The organism is Paenibacillus sp. FSL R5-0908 (assembly GCF_038006245.1).
Classification (GTDB): domain Bacteria; phylum Bacillota; class Bacilli; order Paenibacillales; family Paenibacillaceae; genus Paenibacillus_AQ; species Paenibacillus_AQ odorifer.
Genome location: NZ_JBBOUV010000001.1, coordinates 5,005,403 through 5,025,735 on the forward strand (window position 1 = coordinate 5,005,403; position 20,333 = coordinate 5,025,735).

18 protein-coding genes are annotated in these 20,333 nt (G+C 45.5%); 4 read left to right on the forward strand and 14 right to left on the reverse strand.

All coding sequences use genetic code 11. The annotated features are described in order from the left end of the window. Positions 1 to 67: 67 nt before the first annotated feature. The 6 genes from MKZ09_RS22785 to MKZ09_RS22810 form a co-directional block, all read right to left on the reverse strand. Positions 68 to 1,033 (reverse strand): ABC transporter ATP-binding protein, encoded by a 966-nt coding sequence (locus MKZ09_RS22785; RefSeq protein WP_076134636.1) that lies wholly within the window; start codon positions 1,031 to 1,033, stop codon positions 68 to 70. Then, positions 1,026 to 2,009: an ABC transporter ATP-binding protein gene (locus tag MKZ09_RS22790; RefSeq protein WP_076204403.1), complete on the reverse strand. Its 984-nt coding sequence runs from the start codon at positions 2,007 to 2,009 to the stop codon at positions 1,026 to 1,028. The genes MKZ09_RS22785 and MKZ09_RS22790 overlap by 8 nt, the downstream gene beginning before the upstream one ends. A gap of 11 nt (positions 2,010 to 2,020) precedes the next feature. Next, positions 2,021 to 2,944, reverse strand: coding sequence for an oligopeptide ABC transporter permease (gene opp4C / locus MKZ09_RS22795; RefSeq protein ID WP_036685740.1), 924 nt, complete (start codon positions 2,942 to 2,944; stop codon positions 2,021 to 2,023). Positions 2,945 to 2,960: 16 nt separating this feature from the next. Continuing rightward, positions 2,961 to 3,914, reverse strand: coding sequence for an ABC transporter permease (locus MKZ09_RS22800; protein WP_076130810.1), 954 nt, complete (start codon positions 3,912 to 3,914; stop codon positions 2,961 to 2,963). Positions 3,915 to 3,978: 64 nt separating this feature from the next. After that, positions 3,979 to 5,727, reverse strand: coding sequence for an ABC transporter substrate-binding protein (locus MKZ09_RS22805; protein ID WP_036685737.1), 1,749 nt, complete (start codon positions 5,725 to 5,727; stop codon positions 3,979 to 3,981). A 229-nt stretch (positions 5,728 to 5,956) separates the two neighbouring features. After that, positions 5,957 to 6,859 carry an ArsR/SmtB family transcription factor gene (locus MKZ09_RS22810; protein ID WP_076134637.1) on the reverse strand — a complete coding sequence of 301 codons (903 nt, stop codon included), beginning with the start codon at positions 6,857 to 6,859 and terminating at the stop codon, positions 5,957 to 5,959. A gap of 1,572 nt (positions 6,860 to 8,431) precedes the next feature. Here MKZ09_RS22810 and MKZ09_RS22815 point away from each other — a divergent pair. Continuing rightward, the gene (locus MKZ09_RS22815) at positions 8,432 to 8,725 is read left to right on the forward strand and encodes a GNAT family N-acetyltransferase (protein WP_036685732.1); all 294 of its coding nucleotides are present in this window, start codon (positions 8,432 to 8,434) and stop codon (positions 8,723 to 8,725) included. An 81-nt stretch (positions 8,726 to 8,806) separates the two neighbouring features. Then, positions 8,807 to 9,652: a GNAT family N-acetyltransferase gene (locus tag MKZ09_RS22820; protein ID WP_076204400.1), complete on the forward strand. Its 846-nt coding sequence runs from the start codon at positions 8,807 to 8,809 to the stop codon at positions 9,650 to 9,652. Between the two features lie 96 nt (positions 9,653 to 9,748). Here the strand turns inward: MKZ09_RS22820 and MKZ09_RS22825 are convergent, their stop codons facing one another. The 4 genes from MKZ09_RS22825 to MKZ09_RS22840 form a co-directional block, all read right to left on the reverse strand. Beyond that, a complete protein-coding gene (locus tag MKZ09_RS22825; protein ID WP_076204396.1) occupies positions 9,749 to 10,516 on the reverse strand; it encodes a hypothetical protein in 768 nt (255 codons plus the stop codon). A 1-nt stretch (position 10,517) separates the two neighbouring features. Then, positions 10,518 to 10,970 (reverse strand): flavodoxin, encoded by a 453-nt coding sequence (locus tag MKZ09_RS22830; protein WP_076204392.1) that lies wholly within the window; start codon positions 10,968 to 10,970, stop codon positions 10,518 to 10,520. Positions 10,971 to 11,141: 171 nt separating this feature from the next. Continuing rightward, a complete protein-coding gene (locus MKZ09_RS22835; protein ID WP_076204388.1) occupies positions 11,142 to 11,507 on the reverse strand; it encodes a VOC family protein in 366 nt (121 codons plus the stop codon). An 85-nt stretch (positions 11,508 to 11,592) separates the two neighbouring features. Beyond that, positions 11,593 to 12,423 (reverse strand): AraC family transcriptional regulator, encoded by an 831-nt coding sequence (locus MKZ09_RS22840; protein ID WP_076204384.1) that lies wholly within the window; start codon positions 12,421 to 12,423, stop codon positions 11,593 to 11,595. A 231-nt stretch (positions 12,424 to 12,654) separates the two neighbouring features. On the opposite strand from MKZ09_RS22840, the gene MKZ09_RS22845 reads away from it, so the two are divergent. Next, on the forward strand, positions 12,655 to 13,518 hold the full coding sequence (locus MKZ09_RS22845; protein ID WP_036685718.1) for a class I SAM-dependent methyltransferase: 864 nt from the start codon (positions 12,655 to 12,657) through the stop codon (positions 13,516 to 13,518). A gap of 3 nt (positions 13,519 to 13,521) precedes the next feature. Beyond that, entirely contained in the window at positions 13,522 to 14,268 is a 747-nt protein-coding gene (locus MKZ09_RS22850; RefSeq protein WP_076204380.1) for an RluA family pseudouridine synthase, read from the forward strand. A 676-nt stretch (positions 14,269 to 14,944) separates the two neighbouring features. On the opposite strand, the gene MKZ09_RS22855 is transcribed toward MKZ09_RS22850, so the two are convergent. The 4 genes from MKZ09_RS22855 to parE form a co-directional block, all read right to left on the reverse strand. Then, the gene (locus tag MKZ09_RS22855; protein WP_256719200.1) at positions 14,945 to 15,070 is read right to left on the reverse strand and encodes a hypothetical protein; all 126 of its coding nucleotides are present in this window, start codon (positions 15,068 to 15,070) and stop codon (positions 14,945 to 14,947) included. Beyond that, positions 15,067 to 15,498, reverse strand: a complete 432-nt coding sequence (locus MKZ09_RS22860; protein WP_076127601.1) for a MarR family winged helix-turn-helix transcriptional regulator — start codon at positions 15,496 to 15,498, stop codon at positions 15,067 to 15,069. Before MKZ09_RS22860 ends, MKZ09_RS22855 begins: the two co-directional genes overlap by 4 nt. Before the next feature lie 192 nt (positions 15,499 to 15,690). Beyond that, complete coding sequence (gene gyrA / locus MKZ09_RS22865; RefSeq protein WP_076204376.1) at positions 15,691 to 18,132, reverse strand: DNA gyrase subunit A; 2,442 nt, start codon at positions 18,130 to 18,132, stop codon at positions 15,691 to 15,693. A 178-nt stretch (positions 18,133 to 18,310) separates the two neighbouring features. Next, positions 18,311 to 20,293 (reverse strand): DNA topoisomerase IV subunit B, encoded by a 1,983-nt coding sequence (gene parE, locus MKZ09_RS22870; protein ID WP_076127597.1) that lies wholly within the window; start codon positions 20,291 to 20,293, stop codon positions 18,311 to 18,313. Between the last annotated feature and the right edge of the window lie 40 nt (positions 20,294 to 20,333).

Here is a 20,333-nt window from a genome sequence, read left to right on the forward strand (position 1 = left end):
TATTATACAATTCAACATTAATTATTCATGTCTTAGGAAAAAATCATTGCTATATTTGTGACAACTATTAAACTAAATGACAAGCTACAAAATGGTTACTGCCAACATCACGAAATACCGGGATTTCAGATCTGCAAACCTCTTGAGCAAAGGGACAACGGGTATGGAATTTACAGCCAGAAGGCGGGTTTACCGGACTCGGAATATCTCCCTTAAGTACAATTCTTTCCCTTTTCAGCTTTGGAATAGGAATCGGAACAGCCGACAGCAGCGCTTTGGTATACGGGTGGAGCGGATTCTTAAACAGTTCATCTCTTGAAGCCGTCTCCATCATAGAGCCTAGGTACATAACACCGATTCTTGAACACAAATGCTCCACAACACTCAAGTCATGGGAGATAAACAAATACGTTAACCCTCGACTCTGCTGGAGCTTACTGAATAAATTAATAATCTGTGCTTGGATGGAAACATCCAGTGCTGAAACTGGTTCGTCTGCAATGATCAGCTCAGGATTCAAAACAAGCGCACGGGCGATCCCGATCCGCTGCCGCTGCCCCCCGGAGAATTCATGCGGAAAGCGATCAATATGATAAGAAGATAAACCGCAAGCCGCTAGCGCTTCAAGCACCAGATCTCGCACCTCGGACTTTGAGCATAAACCATGATCCAGTAAAGCTTCACCAATCGCATCACCTATACGAACCCGTGGGTTAAGAGAGCTATAAGGATCTTGGAAGATCAACTGCATTTGGGGCCTAATATTGCGCAATTCAGCGGGCGACAGGGAGTGAATGTCTGTCCCTTTGAATTTGATCTCACCTGCCGTTTTATCCGTTAGCCGTAAAATCGTCCGTCCGACTGTACTTTTGCCGCTCCCAGATTCCCCTACAAGCCCAAACGTTTCCCCAGGTTGAAGTGTGATGCTAATATCGTCAACAGCCTTTACATGCCCAACGGTTCGGTTAAGCAGCCCCTTAGTAACAGGAAAATATTTCTTCAAATGATTGACCTCAAGCAGTGCCTCAGGCATGAACAACCGCCTCCTCATACAACCAGCAAGCTACCTTTTGTCTGCTGGCCACCTCTTTAAGCCGGGGCTGCTGGCTGACACATACAGGCACGCAATGCTCACAGCGGTCATGAAAATAACAAGAAGGCACCAGTTCAAGCGGATTTGGCACTTGACCTGGTATGGAATACAGCTCATCCTGTCGCTGATTGATTACCGGCTTCGATTTGAGCAGCCCTTTTGTATAGGGATGTTTGGGGTTGTTGAACAATTCAACCACCTCCCCCTCCTCTACAATCTTTCCGGAATACATAACAATCACATAATCGGCCATCTCTGCCACTACGCCAAGATCATGGGTGATTAGTAGAATGGACATGCCCGAGCTATCTTTAATTTCACGCAGCATATCCAGAATTTGCGCTTGAATCGTTACATCCAGCGCCGTAGTCGGTTCATCAGCAATCAATAGCTTTGGACTGCAGGCAATGGCAATAGCAATCATAATCCGCTGCAGCATACCTCCACTTAATTCATGCGGGTAACTATCAGCAATTTGCTCTGGTCGTGATATGCCTACCTGCTTAATCAGTTCAATCGCCCGGATACGCGCCTGTTTCTTGTTCATCTTCAGATGTACAATCAGCGGTTCCATGATTTGCTCACCGATCTTGATTACAGGATTAAGGGAGGACATGGGCTCCTGGAAGATCATCGCGATTTCATTCCCGCGGATGGTCCGCAGTGTGTTTTTGTCCATTTTCAACAAATCTTCACCCTGAAAATCAATTTTCCCTTGGGCTACCTTGCCCCCGGGTTCCTCAACAAGCCCCATGATGGACATCGCGGTCACGCTTTTGCCGCAGCCCGATTCTCCAACGATACATACCGTCTCTCCCTCGCGAACCCGGAAGCTTACATCATCAACGGCTTTCACTTTTCCTTCTTCCGTGAAGAAGTATGTACTTAGACCGTCTATATTCATTAAATCACTCATCTGAGGGTCACCTACCTCTTCTGTTTAGGATCAAGCACGTCCCGGAGTCCGTCACCAAAGATATTGATGGCGATCACTGTCGCAAAGATCGATAATCCTGGTGGAATCCACAGCCATGGCCGATCCTGAAAGTCGATCATATTATTCGCAGCATCAATCATATTGCCCCAGGTTGGAGTTGGCGGCATAACACCTAGCCCAAAAAAGCTAAGAACCGATTCACTCAAGATAGCACCACCGATGTTAAGGGTAGCCATAACGATCAGCAAAGGAACGATATTCGGCAGCAAATGATTAAATAATTTACGCCGATCACGGAGGCCTAATACTACCGCCGCCTGCATAAACTCACGTTCTCGCAGACTAAGCATTTGACCCCGTACCATACGTGCCATACCCGGCCAGCTCACAATACTAAGCATCAGCATAACAATATACATCCGATAATCCGTTGGAATCTTCCACTCCGATAGCAACGCACCAAAAATAAAGAGCAGCGGCAGACTCGGGACCGTCAATAAAAGATCCGCAATCCGCATAATGATTTGATCGGCAATACCGCGGTAATACCCAGCAATAGCCCCCAAAAGCGCACCAATAAACACCGAAAGAACCATTGACGCTAGTCCCACGGTCAGTGAAATGCGTCCCGCCTGCATTACCCGGGTCAGAATATCTCTGCCCAATGCATCAGTGCCCAGCCAATGCTTCATATTGGGTGCCTTGTTCATCATAGCCATATTAATTTTGTTATCCGTATAGGGTGAGAACAGCGGACCAATAAAACAAAGCGCAAACATAAAGATCACCACCACAAATCCGGATACCGCCAGCTTGTTCTTCAGCAACCTCCGCATGGATTGCCGGAATAAAGAGGATTTTCCTTTGGTGGTCTGCGGCTTCGCGATCCCAGCTACATTACTTTGAACTGCCACGTCAGCTTCCTCCTCTCTATAGCCGAACTCTAGGATCGGCAATCCGGTACAAAACATCCGAAAGCAACGTTCCTATGACGGTAAGTATGGCAATAAACATCGTAAAGCCCATCAGCAAAGGATAATCCCTTAGTCCGAAGGACTGCATATACAGTTGGCCAATCCCAGGCCAATTGAATATTTTCTCAATAATAAGGGATCCGCCAAATAGTGCTGGAAGCTCAAAACCAACCAGTGTAATTGCGGGCAGCAAGGCATTACGTAAGGCGTGTGTAAAGAGCACCTTGCGTTCTTTTAGACCTTTGGCGCGTGCCGTACGGATATAATCCTGTTTTAAGACATCGATCATATTGCTGCGGAAATAACGGGTGAGCGAACCTAATCCCAGAAGGGTCATAACCACAACCGGAAGGGTCATGTGCGTTACGATCTCCTTAAAGTAAGCCAAACCCGTAGCATTACTACCCGTGGTGATTATTCCACCTGGAGGCAGCCACTTGAGATCGACGGCCAGGATTTTGATCAGGAATAAGCCTATAAAAAATGACGGCAGCGACATTGCTGCGAATATAGCGATCATCACGAGTGTATCGAACCAGGAATATTGCTTATAGGCAGAGATGACGCCAATAATGACCGCAATCACCCACGTCAGAAACGTAGATACGGCAGCCAGCAAAAAGGAATTCCAAATATAATCATTAAAAAGCTGCAGCACAGGCTTTTGTTGGGCTAAGGAATACCCGAAATCACCATGCAGCGCATTCTTCATCCAGATCCCATACCGTTCAAGCACAGGCTTGTTTAAGCCGTAGATTTCACGCAGCTCAGCTTTGCGTTCGGCGGTCAATTTAATATTTCCGGTTATGAAGTCACCGGGAGTTGAAGCATACAGACAGAAGATCAATAATGATGCCGCAAATAAGATGATGACCATGTACAACAGTCTTTTCGATAAATAAGCGCTCATGACAGACTCCTTATGATTCGTCCCCTGCCCTTGAATCCAGTCAGGGCAGGGGACACTGGTTTATTTATTTCAGGCTCCAAGTTGGCAGACTGCCAGCAAGACCGATGAACGGGCTGACCGAGAGATTCTCAATACGTCCGTTATAGGCGTATACTGTCTTTTTATAACTTGTGAAAATAATAGGCAGTTCATCATTGAAAAGCTGATACAGCTCTTTATATACCGCTTTGCGTGCCTCAATATCAGTAGTGGCCAAGGCTTTGTTGTACAGCTCCAGGAATTTCGGATTGTCATAATCCGTGATTTCTCCATCGAAGAATTGCATGAACCCATCAGACGGATCAGTCAACATGCTAGTGGAGAAGGATACGAGATCGTAATCCCCACCTTCTACTTTCGATACCAGTGAGTTAAAGTCTGCAAAAACCTCAGGCTGGAATTCGATACCCAGCGCTTCAAAATTCTCTTTAGCTACAGCGATGAAAATATCTGTATTTTTACTCTTCGAACCGAGGTAATGGATGGACAGCGGTTTGCCATCTTTTTCACGGATACCCCCCGCGCCTACCGTCCAGCCAGCTTCATCGAGTAATTGTTTTGCTTTTTCCGGATCATATTTGTATGGATTAATGCCTTCCTCAGTGTAAGACCAGGAAATCGGCGATGCCGGGATGTTGGCAATAGAACCTGCACCTTGTGCTGCATCCACATAAATACTCTGACGATCCAAACCGTACACAATAGCTTGACGTACAAGCTTATCCTTGAGCTGCTCATGCTTCAGGTTAACTTGCAGGTAACCATAGGTGCTTGGAGTGTAAGGAATAATATTCACAAAACCGAGCGCTTTCAGCTTCTCGATATTCTCGTCTGTCGCACTAAAGGAAGCGTAGTCCACTTCACCAGTTTCTACGAACTGCCATACGTCGCCTTCCGTAGTTTTGTAGATGAAATGCTCCGTCTTTGGTTTACCCTTGAAATAATTCTCATTCGCTACAAAACGCACTTCCTGACCGGGAATAAATTTCTCCAGCTTGTAAGGTCCATCGCCAAGTGGCTTCTCATGCAGCTTTTTAATGTATTCAAGATTTCCAATTTTATAGTCCTTGCCATAGTAAGCTTTCGACAGTACATTCGAGCCGAGCTGTACCAGAGCCGTTGCGTTTGGTTGCTCAAGGGTTGCTGAGATCGTCTGTGGATCAATTACTTTAATGCCCTCAACTGTAGGGGATGTACCTTCCTTATAGGCTTTGCCGCCTTTAACATTTAGCGATGGAAGCTGGGAGCTGCCGTCATACGATTTGTCGTATTGGATCGTCCATGTAAATGCCACATCATCCGCTGTTAACGGTGAACCGTCGCTGAATTTCAAATCTTTTCTCAAGTGGAACGTGTATGTAAGCTGATCATCCGAAACATCCCAGCTCTCCGCAAGCTCCGGCGTTGGCACGCCTTTGTCATCAACAGTTACGAGAGAAGCGTATAGCAGTGAAGAGACATTGCCATCATAACCACTTTGTTGAAAATAAGGAGTGAACGCTCCGCTTGGGTCCGTAAGCCCGACGATAATGGTATCTGTACGTTTCTGGGCCACCGCTGGAAGTTTGGATAAATCCGTGGCAGTAAAAGGTTCGCTTAGAGCACCCGCAGGAACAATCTCTGGTGCAGTGGTTGCTTCCACATTGGTTGAATTGGAGCCTGCAGCCGCATTGTTTGCGGATGAGGATTCATTATTACTGTTGTTAGCGCAAGCAGAAAGTAACAGTGAACCCGTAAGCAGTAATGAAGTGATTACAATCGCATTTTTTCTCATGTACCTATCTCCCTTTTCTCTCGAATAATAACTATAATTCCTACCCGTTAAGTATGAATAACATCTGATGTTCATTATAGAAAGGTTTTCTAGTTCTGTAAAGAGAGAACTTCAAAAAAATTCTCCATAAACAGAATTAGGTGATAATTAAAACAAATAAAAAAAGCCAAAACCCTCTCTGTATAAGAGAAGCCCTGGCTTTCAGGCGGTTACATTTTTTTCGAAATCATTATTTCAAATACTCGAATAGCTGCTCATTCATCCGATGAATGCCTTCAAGACGCAGACTGTATCCGGTGACATTCTCCCCTTCAATATAGGCATGAAGTAAACCTGCACAACGAAGATTAAAAATATGATCATGCACAATCCCCTTCGAGATCCCCGCATGCTTAACAATTTCGGTAAACGTCTTACGGCCACCACTAAGGGCTTGGAGGATTTTTAGCCGGCTTTTTTCACTCAGACTACGGATCGCTCTGTACATAAAAGGGGAGATTTCCTCATTCTCCATCGATATCCACGCCGCATAATGACAAATCGTTAATTCGCCATAGCAATAGATAATATTAGCAGGCTGAAAATGATACTGTGGAATCAGTACGAGCTTCTTAAGCCCATCCGTAGGCATGAAGTAAAATCCGTTGGTCGTCTTGTTCACGAAATCCGCAGTGTCCAGTTCATTAAGCTCCGTGTTCTTCGAATCCGCATGCTGCTGTAGTTTGCTCAAAATCGCAGGATTGCATTGGCTAAAGTACTGGCGGTTCCACTCGGAGAGTAAAAATACTACGCGGTTACGGTAATCCTCCATATGGCTTGGAAATACCTTTACATACTTTGATAAGGTCTCATATAACTCACCAACCGATAACCCTTCAATCCAGTTCAACACCCTGTCTACATCATCTTTAAATGGACAACAGTAAATGAGCAGATTCAACATTTTCCACTCATTGTTTAGTTCGGTTTCTTTCAGACGGGATAACAGCTCTTCACTGAGCGTGCTTTCAATTTCGTTAGCCCACGCTACCCCTAAATCAATCTTCTTATAGGATTTTTTGCAGAGATAAGTATGTAAGCTGTTCAACAACTCATAAATCGATCCAAATTCAACCTCAACCTTGTATTCCACAATGATTCCTCCTGCTAGCGGTTCTTTTCAGTAGTGAGATATTCTCTTAATCTTATTGTATTATCCTGAGAATACGCAAGCTACTCTATAAACGGGAGTGCATAAAAATTCATTAGCTGCTATTTCAGCACCGAATTTTCTGCATTGCACACTGGTTTAGCTGTCATTTCCGCGAGCGTGGGCGCTATCGGACACAGTGGACCTTGTGCTAATAGCGTATGCTCGATCCGCAGGCTTCAGCGGAAGATCAGGACTCTACGCTAACGGACACAGTGGACCTTATTCGCTGTATTATCCCCTTTTTTGTGTGCTATCGGACTCCATAGGCGCTATTGACACTATAAATACCTATTTCTTGCCTATTCCAAAGGAATAGCTGCACTGGGTTCCGAAAATTTGCTCAAAAGGCTAAAAAAGTGTAAATAGCGTCTGCTGGGTCCAAGAGGTTCTACGGAAGTTTAGGATTTTGTTGCCAAGCGGTGACGGTCAGTCGCTGTAAACTTAAACTCATTGTCGCTCAGATTCCATCGGTCAGTTGACCTTGTGCAAATAACGTCTGTTGGGTCCGTAAGCTCCTGCGGGAGATTAGGATCCTGTTCCATCGGACACAGTTGACCTTATTCGCAGTATTATCCTCTTTTTTGCGTGCTATCGGACTCCATAGGCGCTATGGGCATTAGAAATGCCTATTTCGCGCCTATTCCAAAGGAATAGCTGCACTGGGGTCCGAAACTTTGCTCAAAAGGCTAAAAAAGTGTAAATAGCGTCTGCTGGGTCCGAAAGCATCCGTGGGAACTAATACTCTGGTCAGTAAGCTTCTGCTGAGGATTAGGATCTTACGCTATCGGACACAGTTAACCTTATGTGCAGTATTATCCTCTTTTTTGCGTGCGATTGGACTCCATAGGTTCTATTGACACTATAAATGCCTATTTCGTGCCTATTCCAAAGGAATAGCTGCACTATTGTCTGAAAATTTACTCAAAAGTCTAAATATGTGCAAATAGCGTCAATTGGGTCCGTAAGCATCAGTGGGGGATTAGGGTCCTACGCTATCGGACACCTATCGGAATCAGTTGACCTTATTCGCAGTATTATCCTCTTTTCAGCATGCTATCGGACTCCATAGGCGCTATGGACACTATAAAGGCCTATTTCGTGCCTATTCCAAAGGAATAGCTGCACTGAGGTCCGAAAATTTACTCAAAAGGCTAATAATGTGCAAATAGCGCCAGCTGGGTCCGAGAGGTTCTGCGGAGGTTTAGGACAACCGAGAGTTCGGGGTTCGGGGTTCAGCGCTCTGAGGTCCCATGGTTCCGGGGTTCCGGAGTTCCAACATTCCACCGTTCCCAGCTTACCAAAACAAAAACTTGAGGTTAGTTAACTCTCACTTGCTCATATTCTGCTCTATAGCCAAGTTGCCCACATGAACAAAAATGCAGCCCTGCGATCCACGGGTAACAAGGAAAGCAACATTCAGCCCGAAGAACAATCAATCTGGTTCGCTCCTCGCTTTTTGCAATTCATGGTAGTAAAATATAGGCAATAACTAATTAGGAGTGAAGCCATAAGATGCAAATTCAAAATGAAAACGGACGTTTTTTTGTTGCTAATGACGGTAAGGACCTTGCCGAAATCACATACAGTTTGGATAAAGAAACCGGGGAATTGGTCATTGACCACACCCGTGTCTCCGAAGAACTGCGCGGTCAAGGTACCGGACAAGAGCTTGTACGCGCTGTTGTGGACAAGGCTCGGAATGAGAATTTAAAAATTGTACCCGTGTGCTCCTATGCTGCGCATCAATTCGAGAAGCACCCGGAGTACAAAGACGTGCTGAGCGGGAATACTGGCGGGAGAGCTTAAACCTGCTCCCGTTTCCGCGAAGCTTTTTTAGTAACTATGCGAACTTATAATAGTTCAAATACACTTTAGGGGGAAACGGGTTTGACGACTGCCGACACTTTTAAGAATATTGAGGAATTACAACAACGCTGTGAGCAATATGAAGGAATCTCATTAAAACTGAATTGGGATATGCTCCGCCAGCCATCAAGTACAGGTGATACGGAATGGCTCGTGACTTATGAGGACGAATTACTGGTCGGTTTCTTAGGACTCTATGGTTTTGGAAGCGATATGGAGGTCTGCGGCATGGTTCGGCCAGGCTACCGTCGACGCGGAATCTTCACCTCTCTGTGGAACCGAGCACAAACCATAATCAAGCGCAATAACGTCTCTACTCTTCTTCTGAATGCACCCGCCGCTTCTTCATCCGGAACTGCTTTCCTGCAAACCTTACCTCTACAGTTCAATCACGCTGAATATCAAATGAAATGGGATGGCAATTCCATGGTTTCTTCTGATGTTAGCTCAGCAACAGGGACTGTGGTCTTACGGCCAGCTCGTGAAGAAGAGGCACACATTCTGGTTGAACTGGATTGTGGAGGTTTTGATATGAAGACAGAAGATGCTGCCGAGCAGTATGAGTTGCACAAACAGGAAGGTATGCAAGAGAATATTATGATCGAGATGGACGGCAGGCCTGTTGGAAAAATGCGAGTGTGGACTGAAGATAATGAATCCTGGATCTATGGATTTACTGTCGACAAAAGGCTACGCGGGCTTGGCATTGGCCGCAGCGCCCTTCTTCAGACCATCGAACGAGAGCGCCAAAATTATAATGGTGTAAATCTGGAGGTCGCACTGGATAATCCCAATGCACTTAAGCTGTATGAGAGCTGCGGCTTTGTCATTCAGAATAAACAGGATTATTACCGATATATCGGCTAATCCCCAGACCTACTCTTGAGATTTTAATAAAGCAGTCACAATAAGACCTCCTTACTTGCTGGTGTTCTAACCTGCAGATAAGGAGGTCTATATTTATTATAGTAAATAATTCGCTTCGCCTCTCTCATTTCTACGATCGCTGCAGCTTAAGGAACCGTCAGCTAACACTTCCCGTTCAAGAAATACGGATAACAAACGCACATAATCCAGTGACTCCATAAGCGAGATTGCCTCTCCATCAAAGCAGTATTTACGTCCATCCAGCAGCGAGAAAACTTCCACGGTCTCCGCTGGCTCACCATAAGCATGATGGCAAAAAACATTGGCCATATGCATAAATCCAGTGATGATATCCTCATTGCCATTAACCATAAACTTCTGAATGTTCACGCTTCGGCCACTTTTTGAAGAGTTCCAAGCCAGCTGCGTAATCATCGATAACTCCAAATTCAGCGCTGGAACTGGGACATGCCACTGTTCATATAACATCACTGGAATCTCCTGTAGATGATTACTTGAAACGATACGCATAAGCTCATCAGCTACACTCGTTTTGATATCCCAATATTGCAAAAGGGAGGGAAAAGCATCTCCCCTAGGAGGCCACCGGCGCTCTAACAGAAATTGTATAGGTGTCTCTCTTCGCACTTCCGGCAACAGACTATAGAAGTCATTTAGCGTATGCCCCACAGCATATTGAACCTGCTGGCGCCAACGTGGGAGCCCCGTCGCTGGAGCTCCGCTAGCTAAATTCTCAGTCCCGCCCAGCATAATATGCTCCATGCGATAATCGTGCAGCCGTTTATACGGAGGGGTATGTACATCCCTTGGTTTGTTAAACCAACTTCCCACTGGCCCACCCATCTTAGGTTACCGCCATACAGGCTTTGATAAATTGACGGCCGAATTGACGGCAGGCTTCTTTTTCGGCAGCATTAGGGCCATACTCTATCTTTAGGCTATCTTGCAAAATGACTGCTCCACGCTCCTTGAGCTTCTCCTCAATAACATCCACTGCCCCACAATAAATGGCGTAGCCTGTATCTCCACTACCAAAAACTGCTGACTTCATAGCAGTCAAATCAAGTTCATCCATCTCCTCATAGAAATCAAGAGCTTCATCCGGCAACTCTCCGTCTCCCCAAGTATATGCCCCTAGCAGAACGCCTTCATATGATTTTATCTCAATCGCATTACATTCAGTGACCGACTTCAAAACAGCCTCACCGCCTGCTTGGCGTATTCCTTCTACAATCAATTCAGCCATTTCCTCAGTGTTCCCAGTTAAACTAGCATATGCCACAAGCACTTTAGCCATAAACTCCTGTTCCTCCCCTACTAACACCTTAAATTTAAATCATATACGCTTCACCTTATTCTATTTGATAATGATTATCATTGTCAATAAATAAAGTTAAAAAAACGCAAACTCTCCGTTATTACACACGGTTGAGGTTTGCGCTCCGTCTCATTTTTCTTAAAAAGAAGCTTAATAAGCACCTTCCAGCAAGGTTATGTGATTTCCATCAGGATCACGAAAATTCATTTCTTTACCGCTATATTCCATCGTAACAGGTGGCTGACAATCCAGTCCCTTAGCTTTCAACTGCTCGTATGTCTCATCCAGATTATCACAGCCGAATACTAAATTAACAAAACCTGTCGTAAGATTTTCCCACTTTGCAGCATCCCAAATAATAATTCCCGGCTGTTTCTTGTCAAAGCCAAGCTTTGCCCCGTCGAAATTACCGTAACCTTCGAAAGGCATAGGAATTCCTAGTACCTCCGTATAAAATTTAGCTGACACCGCAGTATCTTTAGTGTAAATGTTAGTCCCTTCAAAAGACGAAATCATAACTTGTCCCCTCTCATTCTCATAATATGTCTCATTTCTTACTTAGGTTTAGTCTAACAAGGTTGACACGCTTTGTATTGCAAAATTACGACATTCTTCGGCCTGCATAGACCAAGGCTTCAAGTGGAGTTCGTCCTGCATATTTTTTAAAATTATTGATAAAATGGGACTGGTGACTGTAACCATACGCGAAAATAAGATCCTGCATATTCTTTGTCTGCTCAGGTAAATGACACATCTCCCGCCATACATTCTGAAACCGCACGAGATCTGCTGTTTTTTTGGGTGATATACCTAAATATTCTTGAAAAAGCCGTTCAAGTTGTCGTCTGCTTAAATTAGAACTGGTCACCAAATCCTCAGCGGTCACAATCCCTTTTTGTTTAACCATTGTATAGACTGCGTTCATCATCCGATCGTTGGTCCGCCCTCTACGCTCAAGACGACGAAGCAGATAGGCTTCAGCGGCTGCAATCCTTTCGTCCATCGAGTTTACTTTCTCTAATAGATGACCAAGCTCTTTTTTAAATGTGCCAAAATATTGTTCTACATCGACATGTGCATTCAAGACATTCCGCAGATGATCATCTGCAAAAAAATGAACTGCCCAAAAATGAAATCGGACCCCAAAGGTTGAACTCCCCCCTGGCTTTCTGTCTGACGAGACTTCAAATGGAGCGTCATTAATGCCGGAGAAAAAAGTGTTTGTATTGCCTGATTCTCTATCCAAATCCCAAATAATATCCATACAGGTGTCCGGAATTATTGTCTCCGTCTCAGGTTGTTGTATAGACTCCACATCTACAGAACCCCAAAAACAGCGAATAAACGGCTGCAAGTCTTGGCTGGGCAGAAACTCACTAGTGTGGTTGGGTTTTGCAGTTAAAGGGAAATACAGCGGTGAGAGATTGAACATAGCTTTAGTTCTCCGATCGTAAATAGGGTAAGAACTCTACTATCTGATCATACACAATCAAGTCTTTCAGCACCAGTTGAATAGCCGCATAAGCATGGCAATATTATACACTTCATTAGCATTGGACAAAATAATTGGTGAAGCTGGCTGAGGCGTAATTTGTTTGTAGCAATCAGGTGAAATGTTGTACAATAAAGGCTAAATGAATTTTTTTGAAGGATGGATTAAATCATGTATATAGCGAGCGATTGGAAAGACTATGAAGTAATTGATACAGGCGGTGGAGAGAAGCTCGAACGCTGGGGCGATATTATCTTGCGTCGTCCTGATCCACAGATTATTTGGCCTCTAAATAATGAGACCGCTAAATGGCGTGATGTGCACGGACATTATCACCGTTCCTCCGCTGGTGGCGGACAATGGGAAATGAAAAAAACGATTCCGGACGATTGGAAGATTAGCTATGGTAAATTAAAATTCCATTTACGTCCTACAAACTTCAAGCATACAGGACTATTCCCTGAACAAGCAGCTAACTGGAGCTGGATGATGGACAAGATTGCAGCGGCTAACCGTCCAATCTCAGTGCTGAATCTTTTTGCTTACACAGGTGGAGCTACTGTGGCAGCGGCGAGTGCCGGTGCGTCTGTCGTTCACGTGGATGCAGCCAAAGGTATGGTGCAGTGGGCGAAAGAAAACGTTCAGCTGTCTGGTCTTGGCGAACGTCCAGTCCGCTTTATCACGGATGATGTATTCAAGTTCGTACAACGTGAACAACGCCGCGGCAGTAAATATGACGCAATTATTATGGACCCTCCTTCTTACGGAAGAGGACCTGGTGGAGAAATGTGGAAGCTTGAATCAAGCTTGTACCCTTTCCTTGAGAGCTGTATGGAGATTATGAGCGACAACCCATTGTTCATGCTCATTAATTCCTACACCACTGGAATTTCTCCAACTGTACTGCGCAACATGTTGTCCATGACCATGGGCAAACGTTATGGCGGAAAGCTTACCTCCGGCGAAATTGGTCTTCCGATCACCTCCTCCGGCATGAATCTGCCATGTGGTATCCTGGGTCGCTGGGAGGCGTAAGCCATGACACAGCATAGTTCAGGCAACAATGAGGCTGTAAGCGGCGGATCGCAACGCTTTGAAGTGTTGTACGAAGACAACCATCTTCTGGGGATTGTAAAACCCGTGAATATTCCTGTTCAGGAGGATGCAACAGGCGATCCTGACCTGCTGAACCTGTTGAAAGAAGATGTGAAGGAACGTTTCAACAAACCCGGCAATGTCTATATGGGTCTGGTCCACCGTTTGGACCGACCGGTTGGGGGGGCAATGATTTTTGCCAAGACTTCCAAAGCGGCTTCAAGACTATCCGAGAGTGTCCGTACTCACGGCTTTCATAAGGTGTATTTAACAGTCGTGCATGGTAAACCGCCAGCCACTCGTGGCCGTCTTACAGATACGCTGCTTAAAGACGCAAAGAGTAACACCGTCACTGTGGTTCGAAAAGGAACTCCCGGCGGCAAGGAAGCCATTCTGGATTACACAGTGCTTGACAGTGCAGAAGGATACAGCCTGCTTAAGATTGATTTACTTACAGGGCGTTCCCACCAAATACGGGTGCAGCTGAGTTCGATCGGCTGCCCATTATACGGTGATCAGAAGTACGGGGCTTCAGTGAACAGACCGGGGCAACAAATTGCGTTATGGTCAGCACTTGTAGGATTCCCTCACCCTGTTACTAAAGAAGAAGTGGAACTCATCTCTCTGCCCCCACAAACCCATCCTTGGGATCTGTGGCCGCGTGAAACACTACAAAAAGGGCTGTCCTAAAGCAGTTCTTTCTAGGCATTGAAACGATAAAAACGAGGCAGTGATTCTCCGGTTAGTGGAGAATCACTGCCTCGTTTTTGTTTCTGCGTCTGCTACTTGAACAGACTATGGGAATAGGGTCCACGCTGGAGTGTTCTTCCTAGCTCCGCAGAATATGCTTAGTCCGATTATTCTAGCCGGGCATTGAAGATCCCTTTGAGATTAAACATCTTTTCGAGATTAAACATTCCTTCCACCTTCCAGCTTGAACTTAGTTAACGATCCACCGCTCTGTTTAGCGGTGGATCAGCAGTGGATCAGCAATGGTTCAGCAGTGGTTCAGCAGTGGTTCAGCAGTGGTTCAGCAGTGGTTCAGCAGTGGTTCAGCAGTGGATCCTAGATGGAATCTGAAATGAAAAGTAAGATAACTGCATTCTATACACTTATTCCGAATAAAAAAGCAATAGATCGGATTTTAAGTGTACTCTTTACAATTAAAAATCAAGAAAACTGCAAAAATAGAAGTTAATCAAGAAAATAGTTGTATAAAATACAGTTATATTTCTTCAATCGAGTACTTAGTAAATAATAGCTGTACAAAATACAACTAAATGCATTTAAAAGCCCCTAAATGTTTCTACTTACTTCTAGATGCCACTAAATACCTATAAATTCTTTCAACCGGTTCTAAATAATTCTATATTCCTCTTTGACGTAGATCATTCAGAACCTGTTCCGCTTCTTGGGATGGCAGATCAGACAGATTCTGAAATGGACCTGTAGATTCATCATAGTAGTGATACAGCCAAGCTATTTGCTTCAAGGTGTTGAGCCCTCCGGTGTGGTTGTAACAACCATTTTGCCCATTAAGTAGAGCAGTAACTGTTGGTTATGAGAGGAGATCGGATCAAGCGCTTCCGCAAAAAAGTCACTGCGGATCTTTAGACCCCGTGCAGTTTCTTCCATTCCAGTCTCCGTTATGCTCACCCATACAATCCGCCGGTCCGAAGCATCTCTTTCCCGCACAATAAGCTCATGCTTCTCCATCCGATCAAGTAACATCGTAACCGCTGCAGGACTGGTCGCCAAATGTGGAGCCAGATCAGAAGGCTTCATGGCGTCGCGTTCCTGAAGCAGTTCAAGTACAGTAAGTTGGGCATCCGTCAGCGTTGGAGCAAGATTACTGTCCATATGTAATTTATAATCTTTTAAAATCTTATGCCAAATTTTACTGAATTCAGAAGCATGCACACTTATTCCTTCCTTTCCTCGCGGTTCTATCCGGTATATCTACATTTTCGCGAAACAACTTCCATTTCCTGCAAACGAAGAAAAAATAAATCTGCCGGACCTTCAGCATAAAAAAATAAAAAACGGCGCTTAGTCAACCCTCTAAAAGAGCGGACTAAACGCCGTTATAAATTCACTTGTTAATCGCTAGTTTTAATGAACTGATGGGAAAAGATTTATGATCTCATCCTTTTTCTCCACAGCAACAATTTGTTTGCCTGTAGAACGACGCTCGCCCAGCGGCGCTGATTCAGAGGAGAACGTATGGTGGGCATTCTCACGGGTAACAGCGTTCAGTTCCAACGGCTCCTTGCAATAGAAAGCCCCTGCTAACCTGCTGCCATTTGGACGAATTCGTTTGCCTTCCTTGAATTCGAAGGTAGGCATTCCTTTGCCACCACGGCTTTGTGATGGATAATCCACAAGTAATGAACGTTTCGCATAACCAATATCAGAAATGGCAAGGATTTCGCCTTCATCTTCGCTGACCCAGAAGCAGGAAATCACTTCGTCGCCCTCGCGCAGCTGAATTCCTCTTACACCGGAGGCAACGCGCCCCATAGGGTTAACCTCATTCTCATGGAATCGGATACTCATTCCCTCACGGGTGACCAGCACAATGTCCTTGGCATTCGTACTAGAAGCCACTGTAATGATCTCATCACCCTCGGCTACCTTACAGGCCGCTACAGCTCCAGAACGGCTTGTAGAGTATTCCTTGAGCTCTGTACGCTTCACCTGACCCCGACGGGTGACAAACACAAGGCTCTGCTGCGGATCATCTAGATTATTAACCGGAATCACACTAACGATTCCATCCCCTTTAGACAATCCAATAACATTCACAATCGCTGTACCAGGCTCTTTCCATTTAAACTCCGGAATCTGGTGCACAGGAAGCAAGAAGTATTGCCCCTTGCGGGTAAATACCAGCAGACTGTCACGGGTATTTACATCCAGCAGCCTGACGATATGGTCGCCTTCTTTGACTCCTGAGGTATGACGCTCCCCACCAGAACGGGTGAAGGAAAGCATACTAGTCCGCTTAATATAACCATCTGCTGAAAGAGCAACGAGCACATCCTCCGCGTTGACCAGCGCTTCAAGGCTAACCTTGAGCTCCTCGACTTCGCCTTGAATCAGAGAACGGCGATCAATGCCGTATTTGTCGCGAATCTCCAGCAGTTCCTTACGGATCACAGCAACTAGCTTTTTGTCGCTTTCCAAAATGCCGCGCAGATGTGTAATCTTTGCCATCATTTCATCTAACTCTTTCTGGAGTGAAGTGATCTCCAGATTGGTCAGACGATACAATTGCAAAGTAAGGATCGAATCGGCTTGGCGTTCACTGAAGCCGAACATCCATACGAGATTGTTCTGAGCATCCTGACGGTTTTTCGACGCTTTGATCGCAGCGATGACCTCATCCAGGATGTTCAGTGCTTTAACTAAACCCTCTAAGACATGAGCACGGTCTTCAGCGCGTTCCAGATCGAACTGGGTGCGATGAGTCACAACTTCACGCTGATGCGCGATATAAGCTTCCAGGATGGCTTTTAGACCAAGCTGCTGAGGTGCTTTGTTAACAATAGCAACCATATTGAAGTTATAGGTGATTTGAAGATCGGTTTTTTTGAGCAGATACGCCAACACGCCTTGAGCATCCGCCTCTTTTTTGAGTTCGACTACAATCCGCAGTCCCTCACGGCCGCTCTCATCACGAACCTCGGCAATGCCATCGATCTTTTTCTCCAGACGAATATTCTCCATGGAAGTAACCAGCCGTGATTTTACAATCTGGAATGGTACTTCTGTGATCAAGATTTGCTGCTTGCCGCCCCGCATATTCTCAATCTCCGTCTTGGAGCGCAGGTAAATACGGCCTTTACCAGTGCGGTAAGCATCCATGATGCCGTCTCCGCCCATGATCGTGCCGCCTGTAGGGAAATCCGGACCTTTCATGAAGGTCATAATTTCTTCCAGCTCAATATTTGGTTTCTGCATCACTGCGATACAGGCGTCAATTACTTCACGCAGATTATGTGGCGGAATTTCAGTGGCAAAACCAGCAGAAATCCCACTCGTGCCATTTACGAGCAGATTCGGATAACGGGAAGGAACCACAACAGGCTCTTTGGCGGTATTGTCAAAGTTATCTTTAAACAAGACCGTCCGCTTCTCGATATCACGCATCATCTCCATTGCAATGGGAGACAGCCGTGCTTCTGTATAACGCATTGCCGCTGCTGGGTCATCATCCATGGAGCCCCAGTTGCCGTGACCGTCAACTAGCACATGCCCCATCTTCCAAGGCTGTGCCATACGTACCATACCATCGTAAATAGAGGAGTCACCATGTGGATGGTAATTACCCATTACATCTCCGACAGTTTTGGCTGACTTGCGGTATGGCTTGTCAGGAGTGTTGCCGGAGTCGTACATCGCATAAAGAATCCGGCGCTGCACGGGTTTAAGTCCATCACGGACATCGGGGATTGCCCGGTCCTGAATAATATATTTGGAATACCGACCAAAGCGGTCACCGACGACCTCTTCCAGAAATGCCGGCAAAAATTGTTCTGATAAACTACTCACTTTGCTCACCTTCTGTTCCTCAAACTGCCCGTTTTAAAATAGTGTAGTGATCCTCAGGTACTTCAGGGATTTTTGGAATTCCGGGCACTATCGCTCCTACAGTTCCAAAATCCCCCTAGGTCCCATAAATCACCAAGCTCTTAGAAAATCGGGATTATCGTCACTTGCAGCACTGACATTACTCTACAATTTCGGTGAAATCGACATTTTCAACAATCCAGCGTTTACGTGGATCGACTTTGTCACCCATAAGTGTTGAAACACGGCGCTCCGCCTTAGCAGCATCCTCAATCTGTACCTGAAGCAGCGTACGCGACTCTGGATTCATCGTCGTCTCCCACAGCTGATCGGGGTTCATCTCACCCAATCCTTTATAACGCTGAAGCTCGAAGTTTTTGCCGAATTCCTTTAAGTAATTTTGCAGCTCTTCATCACTCCATGCATACCTTACGGTCTCCAGCTTACCCGTTTTGCGGGTCAACTTATAAAGTGGAGGCTGAGCAATAAAGACCTTGCCTGCATCTAATAAAGGCTTCATATAACGATAGAAAAATGTCAGCAGCAGCACCTGAATGTGCGCTCCATCGGTATCGGCATCGGTCATAATGATAATTTTGGAATAATTGCTGTCTTCGACAGTGAAATCCGGACCAATTCCAGCACCTATTGTAGATATAATTGCTTTATACTCGTCGTTCTTCAGGATGTCCAGCAGCTTAGCTTTCTCCGGATTCATCGGTTTACCTTTTAGCGGCAATATCGCTTGAATCTTAGAGTCACGGCCTTGCTTAGCCGAACCACCGGCGGAATCACCTTCCACGATGAACAGCTCCGTACGTGTAACGTCCTTTGATTGTGCAGGAGACAGCTTACCGCCAAGATTCGAGCTTTCACTGCGTTTCTTACCTGTGCGGATCTCATCGCGGGCTTTACGTGCCGCTTCCCGGGCTTTCGACGCTTGAATCGATTTCTTCAGCAGGCTCTGCGCAACTTGTGGGTTCTCTTCCAAGAAACGCGCCATATTTTCAGAAACGATATAATCTACTGCACTACGGGCGGAAGCACTGCCAAGCTGATCCTTAGTCTGTCCAACAAATTCAACCTCGGACATTTTTACACTGATGACAGCCATCATGCCTTCCCGCAGATCATTACCTTCCAGGTTTTTATCTTTTTCTTTAAGCAATTGCGTGCGGCGGGCATATTCATTTAATACACGAGTGTACGCAGTTTTAAAGCCGGTCTCATGTGTGCCCCCGCTGCGAGTTGGAATGGAGTTTACGAAGGAAGCCAAGGTTTCTGTATAGCCTCCGTTGTATTGCAGAGCTACTTCTACCTCGATATCATCCTTTTCTGCACTGAAATGAATAACATCATGGAGTACATCCTTACCTTCGTTGAGGAACTGCACAAATTGACTGGCTCCGCCTTCATAAAAGAACTCATCCTGACGGTTGCTCCGCTCATCTTGCAGTGTAATACGCAGACCGGAATTCAGAAAAGCAATCTCCTGAACCCGCTCTGCCAGCGTGTCATAATTCAGAGCAATTCCATTTGGGAAGACACGAATATCTGGCTTGAAAGTAATTTTCGAACCCGTTTTATTGGTGTTACCCAGAACTTCAAGACCAGTTACAGGTTCGCCAACATGCTCTTTGCCCTTCTTGTCCACCCAGTACTCAAACCGCTGCCGATGGATTTTGCCCTCACGATAAATTTCGACTTCGAGCCATTCAGACAAAGCGTTTGTGACAGAAGCCCCTACGCCATGCAAACCGCCTGATTTTTTATAACCAGATCCACCGAACTTACCGCCCGCATGCAAAATTGTAAATACAACTTGCGGGGTAGGTACCCCTGTCTTATGCATTCCAGTTGGGATCCCCCGTCCATTATCGCTAACGGTTACCGAGCCATCCTTGCGAAGCAGTATGTCAATCTTTGTACAATACTTGGCTAAATGCTCATCTACGGCATTATCTACGATTTCCCATACTAAATGATGTAGTCCTGAAGAACTCGTACTGCCGATATACATGCCAGGTCGTTTGCGTACTGCAACCAGACCCTCGAGCACTTGAATGTCGTCAGCATCGTATCCAGTACGGCCATTCTCGCCGTTATTAGAAACTTCAGCAAACATATCGATCTGTTCGAGCATTCATGCTCCTCCTTCTTTTCTCTATACTAAGAAGAAACGG

Coding starts and splice junctions, on each gene's coding strand:
- MKZ09_RS22825 (WP_076204396.1), bottom strand. CDS start 10,516: ATGGGTGGGCCAGTGGGAAGTTGGTTTAACAAACCAAGGGATGTACAT.
- MKZ09_RS22845 (WP_036685718.1), top strand. CDS start 12,655: ATGTATATAGCGAGCGATTGGAAAGACTATGAAGTAATTGATACAGGC.
- parE (WP_076127597.1), bottom strand. CDS start 20,293: ATGCTCGAACAGATCGATATGTTTGCTGAAGTTTCTAATAACGGCGAG.
- MKZ09_RS22805 (WP_036685737.1), bottom strand. CDS start 5,727: ATGAGAAAAAATGCGATTGTAATCACTTCATTACTGCTTACGGGTTCA.
- MKZ09_RS22790 (WP_076204403.1), bottom strand. CDS start 2,009: ATGAGTGATTTAATGAATATAGACGGTCTAAGTACATACTTCTTCACG.
- MKZ09_RS22800 (WP_076130810.1), bottom strand. CDS start 3,914: ATGAGCGCTTATTTATCGAAAAGACTGTTGTACATGGTCATCATCTTA.
- MKZ09_RS22850 (WP_076204380.1), top strand. CDS start 13,522: ATGACACAGCATAGTTCAGGCAACAATGAGGCTGTAAGCGGCGGATCG.
- MKZ09_RS22830 (WP_076204392.1), bottom strand. CDS start 10,970: ATGGCTAAAGTGCTTGTGGCATATGCTAGTTTAACTGGGAACACTGAG.
- MKZ09_RS22840 (WP_076204384.1), bottom strand. CDS start 12,423: ATGTTCAATCTCTCACCGCTGTATTTCCCTTTAACTGCAAAACCCAAC.
- MKZ09_RS22815 (WP_036685732.1), top strand. CDS start 8,432: ATGCAAATTCAAAATGAAAACGGACGTTTTTTTGTTGCTAATGACGGT.
- MKZ09_RS22785 (WP_076134636.1), bottom strand. CDS start 1,033: ATGCCTGAGGCACTGCTTGAGGTCAATCATTTGAAGAAATATTTTCCT.
- MKZ09_RS22835 (WP_076204388.1), bottom strand. CDS start 11,507: ATGATTTCGTCTTTTGAAGGGACTAACATTTACACTAAAGATACTGCG.